The 8,018-nt window shown below is 50.8% G+C and carries 7 protein-coding genes; 2 read left to right on the top strand and 5 right to left on the bottom strand.

The annotated features are described in order from the left end of the window. Nucleotides 1-288: 288 nt before the first annotated feature. The 4 genes from ACN0IC_RS13540 to lepA all read right to left on the bottom strand — a co-directional run bounded on the left by ACN0IC_RS13540 (nucleotide 289) and on the right by lepA (nucleotide 3,658). Nucleotides 289-423: a hypothetical protein gene (locus ACN0IC_RS13540; protein WP_416879313.1), complete on the bottom strand. Its 135-nt coding sequence runs from the start codon at nucleotides 421-423 to the stop codon at nucleotides 289-291. A gap of 245 nt (nucleotides 424-668) precedes the next feature. Continuing rightward, the gene (locus ACN0IC_RS13535; protein WP_416879312.1) at nucleotides 669-1,382 is read right to left on the bottom strand and encodes a hypothetical protein; all 714 of its coding nucleotides are present in this window, start codon (nucleotides 1,380-1,382) and stop codon (nucleotides 669-671) included. A gap of 67 nt (nucleotides 1,383-1,449) precedes the next feature. Further along, the gene (locus ACN0IC_RS13530) at nucleotides 1,450-1,644 is read right to left on the bottom strand and encodes a YodC family protein (protein WP_416879311.1); all 195 of its coding nucleotides are present in this window, start codon (nucleotides 1,642-1,644) and stop codon (nucleotides 1,450-1,452) included. 208 nt (nucleotides 1,645-1,852) lie between these two features. Continuing rightward, nucleotides 1,853-3,658, bottom strand: coding sequence for a translation elongation factor 4 (gene lepA, locus ACN0IC_RS13525; protein ID WP_416879310.1), 1,806 nt, complete (start codon nucleotides 3,656-3,658; stop codon nucleotides 1,853-1,855). A gap of 192 nt (nucleotides 3,659-3,850) precedes the next feature. On the opposite strand from lepA, the gene katG reads away from it, so the two are divergent. Further along, nucleotides 3,851-6,067: a catalase/peroxidase HPI gene (katG, locus tag ACN0IC_RS13520; protein ID WP_416879309.1), complete on the top strand. Its 2,217-nt coding sequence runs from the start codon at nucleotides 3,851-3,853 to the stop codon at nucleotides 6,065-6,067. A 65-nt stretch (nucleotides 6,068-6,132) separates the two neighbouring features. Here katG and ACN0IC_RS13515 read toward each other — a convergent pair whose 3' ends face one another. Continuing rightward, nucleotides 6,133-7,029 (bottom strand): hydrogen peroxide-inducible genes activator, encoded by an 897-nt coding sequence (locus ACN0IC_RS13515; protein WP_416879308.1) that lies wholly within the window; start codon nucleotides 7,027-7,029, stop codon nucleotides 6,133-6,135. Between the two features lie 359 nt (nucleotides 7,030-7,388). On the opposite strand from ACN0IC_RS13515, the gene ACN0IC_RS13510 reads away from it, so the two are divergent. Beyond that, complete coding sequence (locus tag ACN0IC_RS13510) at nucleotides 7,389-8,006, top strand: DUF1134 domain-containing protein (RefSeq protein ID WP_416879307.1); 618 nt, start codon at nucleotides 7,389-7,391, stop codon at nucleotides 8,004-8,006. The last annotated feature ends 12 nt before the right edge of the window (nucleotides 8,007-8,018 follow it).

The following is an 8,018-nucleotide window of genomic DNA, read 5'->3' as shown; positions in this document are numbered from 1 at the left end:
TCCTGTCCATGAGCAAAAGAACAATTTTAGTTTGGCCGAGACAGAAATCGATAAAGTCGATTTCCGGCCCGAACCAAAATTGTCAGAGCCGGGGCCCACAAACTTGAAGGGCCCCGTCAAAAACAACATCTTAAATATAGTTCGGTTTCAGGGGGTGGGGACGTATCTCTCGGCTTTTCTGATATGGGGTTGAAAAAGTTGGGGTTTCTAAAAGGATAAGTGCGGATATTTCGTCAACATGGAGACTTCTTCCTCTGCAAGCAGAGGAAGAAGGTTAGCCGAATTTGGTTAGCTCATTTTCCGCCCACCAATTGAAATTGATGATTTTCTCGCCTCGGCGGCGGCCGCCGCTTTGTCTTTGGTTCTATCTTTTTTCGGTTTCTTAGCTTCCCGATTGCTACGCTGATTGTTTCCCTTGGACATGATCTGACTTTCCGATACCCGCTCGCGACCCGCAAAATGACAGGCTCTAGAGTTCAACTCCCGAAACAGGAAGTTTGAGCGGAACGCATATCATCTGCTCAATTCGGAATTTGGCAAGGGGATTGCGCAGAGAATAAAGCCGAGTTTACGCTTTACGAGCTTTCTGTCCACCCCATCCGTCATTACAAGAACGGGGTCTTGCAATGACGGAGAGCAAACGCGGTGAAAGTAGAAGTATTTCTTGCTTAAATTTCTCTAATTGGTTCGCTGTCAAAATTAATTTTAAAATGATCAATGTTACTGAAATTATTTCGCAACCAATCCATTTTTACATAGTGAAGAAGACCACCTCGATGCCACCACATTAATTCAAAAAATGCCTCTTCAAAGATACTAATGTTGTCTAAGAGGGATTTGAAATCTTCTTCAAAGAACACCCAAGTCCCATGCATTCTAGTCTCAGACGACCGTTCCCATAATGCATCAATCTCATCATTAGAATAGTCAATGTTAGTGATGTTCTCGCGATGTTTTGCTTCAATAATGCTACTGTACCAAATATATTTCGGTTCTTCAAAAAGCACCGCGTTAGGAAATTTGGAAGATGTTGCTTTGTTCCAGTGAAGTATCTTATTCCTTATATGCCCCTGTGCTTCGATTGCTTCCATGACATTACTGAATAAATGGTTTACTTCTGGGTCTAAAATTTTATCTTTTGCAATCTGTTCAAGTTTTTTTCGTAGAGGGCTTGAGTGAAGTTTTCCGTTGATGAAGTCGAGTGATTCAGGTGTTTTGCTGCCTAGGAAATCTACTATTAAATGACCAAGCTTAACCTCTAGTTGAACCCAGTTGATTATACAGAGATACATTAATTTGGGTGTTTCACCTGGAAATCCCAGAGGGTCACTGCCAACCACTGTAACCCCATTAACCTCATCTGGCTCTAATCTACGAGGCATATTTTCACGCTTTCAAAATTCCTATCCTCAATTTAAAAAATAGAAGATTGGTAGTGAGATTGAAAGGTCATCCCCCAAACCCTGACGCGTGACGCTTCTTAACGAAAATATCCAGCATATCTTCGGGGAAGGTATCGTTGTGGAGTTTGCCGTTTCTATCAAACCATTGGCAGGCCCAAGCGCCTTCGTCTGCGCCTTTGATCGTCATTTTCGGGCCGCCGGATTTAAGGCGGACGATTTGGCCTATTTCGAAAATTTCCATTATGGGCTTTCTTTTTCGCATTCAAATGAAGGCATTAAATTAGTTTCTAAGTGACTCTAACTAATACGGGGCTGCAGGCATCAGCGTGTTCTCCGCTTCGCGGAGCAGACCTTCCTAAAATAAGGTTTTAGCAGGTCACGCCAATGAGATATCGTGTTCGCTGTCGCTCACGCTTCGCGATTCCTAAAATTGATTTCCCAAATCAATTTCAGGAATCGTCCATCTTAAGCGCCGCGATAAAGGCCTCTTGCGGGATTTCGACTTTCCCGAATTGGCGCATCCGCTTTTTCCCCTTTTTCTGCTTATCCAGCAGTTTGCGTTTCCGGCTGGCGTCGCCGCCATAACATTTCGCGGTGACGTCTTTACGCATCGCCGCAATTGTTTCGCGGGCGATGATGCGTCCGCCAATGGCAGCTTGAACCGGGATCTTGAACATATGACGCGGGATGAGGTCTTTGAGGCGCTCCACCATTTGTCGTCCCCGCCCTTCGGCGTTGTTTCTGTGGACGAGCATAGAGAGCGCATCAACCGGATCGTCATTGACCAGAATAGACATTTTGACGAGATCGCCTTCACGCAGACCAATGCCTTGATAGTCAAAACTGGCATAGCCTTTGGAGACGGATTTGAGCCGGTCATAAAAATCAAACACGACTTCATTGAGCGGGAGCTCATATTCTACCATGGCGCGCTGTCCGACATAGGTCAGCGCCGTCTGAATGCCGCGTCTGTCCTGGCAAAGCTTTAAAATACCGCCGAGATAATCATCCGGCGTCATAATGGTCGCTTTGATCCAGGGCTCCTGAATGCTCTCAATATGCATGACGTCCGGCATGTCGGCCGGGTTATGAAGCTGGATATCTTCGCCGTCGCGCATATTCAGCGTGTAAACAACGGACGGGGCGGTGGTGATGAGGTCGAGATCAAATTCACGTTCCAGACGTTCCTGAATAATTTCCAGATGCAACAGGCCCAGAAAGCCGCAGCGAAAGCCAAAACCAAGCGCGGCAGATGTTTCCATTTCATAGGAGAAGCTCGCATCATTAAGGCGCAGGCGGCCCATGGCGTCGCGCAAGTCATCAAAATCCGCCGCATCGACCGGAAAAATACCGCAAAACACAACGGGCTGGGCTGGTTTAAATCCGGGCAGGGCTTTTTCGGTCGGGCGTTTGTCTTCGGTGACGGTATCGCCCACCGCCGCATCGGCAACTTCCTTGATTGAAGCGGTAAAGAACCCGACTTCGCCTGGCCCGACAGAGGCGACATCGGTTGGTTTGGGCTTGAAGACACCGACTTTATCGACGGTATAGCTGGCGCCCGTATTCATTGTGCGGATGCGCATGCCTTTTTTAATCGTGCCTTCCATAACGCGGAACAGAACAACCACGCCCATATAGGTGTCATACCACGCATCGACGAGCATGCCTTTGAGCGGGGCGTTCGGGTCTGATTCCGCGGGTGGGGGGAGGCGCCGCACGATCGCTTCCAAGACGTCTTCAATGCCGATTCCGGATTTCGCCGAACATTCCACCGCGTCTGAGGTATCCAGCCCGATGACGTCTTCGATTTGGGCTTTGACCCTTTCGGCATCAGCGGCAGGCAGGTCGATCTTGTTCAGTACAGGGACGATTTCGTGGTCATGGTCAATCGCCTGATAGACATTGGCGAGTGTCTGCGCTTCGACGCCTTGTGAGGCGTCCACAACCAGGATGGAGCCTTCGCAAGCGGAAAGCGAGCGGGAGACTTCATAGGCAAAGTCAACATGGCCCGGCGTGTCCATCAGATTGAGGATATAGGTCTCGCCGTCCTTGGCTTTATATTCCAGACGGACGGTCTGGGCCTTGATGGTGATGCCGCGTTCTTTTTCAATGTCCATATTGTCGAGGACTTGCTCGCGCATTTCCCGGTCCGTCAGCCCGCCCGTTACGGCAATCAGGCGGTCGGCCAAGGTGGATTTTCCGTGGTCAATATGGGCCACAATGGAAAAGTTACGGATTTTACTTTGATCGGTCATTGCGGGTTATTTAGCGTAAGGCGAAAGAGAAGCAAGCCTGCTCTGCTGTGCCATAAAGCCCTTCACGAGGGCTACGGCTTCGTAATAGGCAGGGCCAATAATTCTTATTGGAAAAATCGATTAGCTCTATGGACATATATCCGTTAAAAATTTCAGCTATAAATAAAAAACTTATAATCGGAGACACACCTTATGGAACATCAAGTCGGAACTTCAGTTTGGGACATTAATGAGAGCGAGCAGGAAGGCCGCTGTCCTGTTATGCACGGCACGAATAAAAGAAATGCCGGTAATGTTTCGGCAAATCGCCATTGGTGGCCCAAAACCCTGAATGTCGGCATATTGCATCAGAATCCCAAAGCAGGGAATCCGATGGATGATGATTTCGATTATCCGTCCGCCTTTGCCGCGATTGATCAGGATGAACTCTATGCGGATATGAAAAAGGTTCTGACGGACTCCAAGGACTGGTGGCCGGCCGATTATGGCCATTACGGCCCGTTCTTTATTCGGATGTCCTGGCACGCCGCCGGGACTTACCGTATTTTTGACGGCCGGGGCGGCGCCTCAGCCGGAATGCAGCGATTTGCACCGCTCAACAGCTGGCCGGATAACGGCAATCTGGACAAGGCCCGACGCCTGCTATGGCCAATTAAACAAAAATATGGCCGCGCGGTTTCCTGGGCTGACCTCTTTGTTTATGCCGGCAATGTGGCGCTCGACGATATGGGCCTCAAGACATTCGGTTTCGCATTCGGCCGTGAAGATGTCTGGGAGCCAGAGCAGGATGTCTGGTGGGGCCCCGAAACAGAATGGCTTGCCAATGAACGCTATCGAGGCGACCGCCAATTGATGGAACCGTTGGCCGCCGTGGTCATGGGTCTGATTTACGTAAACCCGGAAGGCCCCGAAGGAAATCCCGATCCGCTGGGATCAGCGCGCGACATTCGCGAGACCTTTGCCCGTATGGCGATGAATGACGAAGAAACGGCTGCCCTCACAATTGGCGGGCACACATTCGGGAAGACTCATGGCGCCCATGATCCGGACAAATATGTCGGGCCGGAGCCTGAAGGCGCGTCCATGGCCGAGCAGGGCTTTGGCTGGGCGCAAGAAAAAGGCGACAAGGCCGCGAGCATGACGACTTCCGGTCTCGAAGGGGCCTGGACGCCCAATCCGATTAAATGGGATAATGGCTATCTGGATGTTCTTCTCGGATATGAGTGGGAACTGACGAAATCGCCGGCAGGCGCGCATCAATGGACGCCGAAAAAAGATCAAGGCGCGCCAGAAGCGCCCGACGCCTCTGATTCCTCCAAAACTCAGCCGCTGATGATGTCAACGGCGGATATGGCCATGAAAATGGATCCGGAATACCGCAAGATTTGTGAGCGGTTCCATAAAAACCCGGATCAACTCGCCGATGCTTTCTCCCGTGCCTGGTTTAAACTCCTGCACCGCGACATGGGCCCGAAAGTCCGTTTTCTCGGTAAAGATGTGCCGGAAGAAACACTGGTTTGGATGGACCCGGTCCCCGAAGCGACAGGCAAGCCGCTCTCTGACTCAGACATTTCGTCTTTGAAAGAGACTCTCCTGTCATCTGGTTTGAGCGTCTCGGAACTTGTTTCGACCGCTTGGGCGTCTGCCTCGACCTATCGTGGATCCGATATGCGCGGCGGAGCGAATGGCGCGCGTATTCGACTTGCGCCGCAGAAAGACTGGGAAGCGAATAATCCGAAACAACTCGCCAAAGTTCTCAAAACCCTCGAAGGCATTCAAAATGATTTCGCCGGGGATGTGTCCATGGCGGATCTGATTGTGTTGGGCGGCTGCGCGGCCGTGGAAAAAGCGGCCAAAGACGCTGGCCATGACGTCTCCGTACCGTTCACACCGGGGCGGACAGATGCCACAGATGAAATGACGGATGCGGACAGCTTTGCGGTTCTCGAGCCAACGGCTGATGGCTTCCGTAACTTCATACGCGGGGAGCATTACCGCAAGGCGGAAGATCTTCTGATAGACCGCGCGCAGCTCCTGACATTGACGGCGCCTGAAATGACGGTTCTTGTGGGCGGGCTTCGAGTGTTAGGTGCGAACACAAAAGGCGATCACGGCGTGTTCACAGAAAATGTCGGGCATCTGACAAATGACTTCTTCGTCAATTTGCTGAGCATGGACACAGTCTGGTCCTCAACCAAGGATGATGAGAGCGAATTTGAAGGCAAAGATCGCGCTTCCGGAAAAGTGAAATGGACTGGTACCAGGAACGATCTCGTCTTTGGGTCCAATTCCGTTCTTCGCGCGACGGCAGAAGTCTATGCCTGTAGCGATTCAAAAGAAAAGTTCGTCAAAGATTTTGTCGCCGCCTGGGACAAAGTCATGAATTTGGATCGTTTCGATCTGAAATAAAACTTAGTCTTGAATTTAATGAATGTAAGCCGCTCGTCTTTTTGACGGGCGGCTTTTTTTTAACATTACAAGCTGTCCGGTAATCCATCCCGAATAATCCCAGCCAATGCCTGAATGGCTTTCTGGCGCGGAAAACGCTTTCGATAGGTCAGATATATCTGGCGCGAAGCCCCTTTATCCGTGAGCTTGTGAGAACTGAGATCCAGATCGGAAATCCATCCGCCGCGCATCGCCAAAGCCGGGACGAGCGTCACGCCCTGGCCCGAGGCGACAAGGTTGATGAGCGTTTCCAAACTGGTCGCGCGCAAACTTTGCTGGCGGCGTTTTTGCGCCGGGCGGCAAATAGACAAGGCCTGATCGCGAAAACAATGTCCCTCGGTGAGAAGCAAGACATCCTCATCCTTCACATCCGCCATAGAGGCTTTATCGAGTTCAGCGAGTTCGTGATTTTTTGGAAATAAAAGCCAGAAAGGCTCTACATAAAGCTCGATAGCTTTCAGGCTATCCTCTAGGGGCGGTGTGGCTAAAACCGCAACATCAAGCTCGCCCATCATCAAGGCTTCGTTCAAACGGTCGGTAATGTCTTCGCGGTAGTGAATGGTCATATTTGGAAGCGTCGTCTGGAGCTTCGCCACAAACCGCGGAATAAGATAGGGCGCGATGGTTGGAATAAGACCGAGAGACAAGGTCCCGGCGAGAGGGTCTTGCGCCATGGCGGCCACGTCTTTAATCCGTTGCGCCGCTTCCCGGGCCTCCCGCGCGACAGCAATTATTTCCTTGCCGATATCCGTAACGCGAATGCCCTTATGACTGCGTTCGAAAAGCGTGACGCCCAGTTCAGCTTCCAGTTTCTTGATTTGTCCCGAGAGCGTAGGCTGGCTGACATAGCAGGCTTCAGCCGCCTGACCGAAATGCCCAATATCGGCGACCGCGCAAATGTAATCTAAATCTCGAAGGTTCATGTGTCGACCCTACAACATAGAGAAAAGCTATCAAGATGATAGTATCAATCGATTATACAAAAAGACAATATTCGGATATTAGACAAATATCATGATCTCTCCTCCTCAAGTCTGTTCCTTTACTTGAGGTACAAACCCGGGACTCTCTCCTCCCCTACGAGGTCCCGGGTTTCTTGATTTCGAACAATAATTGGAAGGCATGATTGTTGTAACGGTTCATCAGACAACCAATCTTTCCGGCAAAGTCACTTTCAATAAAATTAGATTTTTTGAAAATTAACTCTTGCTCATTCACATATGATATTCGTGAATTATTAACTATAAAGCGGGACGTTTGCGGGAATTCAATGAGGTCCCTTATGTCTAAAGTTTTTTTCCGGTCCGCCGCGGCGATCAGCGCAGCCATTTTAATCTCCGCCTGCGCGACCGCGCCAAATAACCCTAATGCCAATACAGATATTCGTGAGGCCCAGGCTAAATCGGAAGCTCAGGCCGAAAGCTATAACGAGAATGAAGTAGTGGCGGCGATTTCCACGCATTTGGGCGTCACCAGCGAAAGCGCGGCCTCCGCGATTGAGCGCCTCTTCAAAGAGCGCGGGCGTCCGACGGCCTATATCACGGGCGAAGAGGGCGGCGGCGCGCTGACCATTGGCGCGCGTTACGGTAAAGGCACGCTCTGGATGAAAGATGGCCGTACAGCCGAAGTTTTCTGGCAGGGCCCCACCATCGGATTTGACGTCGGCGCGGAAGCCGGCAAAGTTTTCACACTCGTCTACGGCCTGGAAGACCCGGTCAATGTCTATCGACGTTTCCCCGGCGTGGACGGATCGGCTTATCTTGTCGCTGGTATGGCGATTAACTATCAGGCGGCCAATGGCATAACTCTCGCTCCCGTCCGAACCGGCGTCGGCCTCCGCCTCGGCGCAAATGTCGGCTATACGAGCTATACAAAGAAGCGAAGCATTCTGCCGTTTTAGGTTGTTTTTTAC

Origin of the sequence: Litorimonas sp., from assembly GCA_029936425.1 — a bacterium.
Taxonomy (GTDB): Bacteria; Pseudomonadota; Alphaproteobacteria; order Caulobacterales; family Maricaulaceae; genus Litorimonas.
This window is presented reverse-complemented; position numbering and strand designations above follow the sequence as displayed.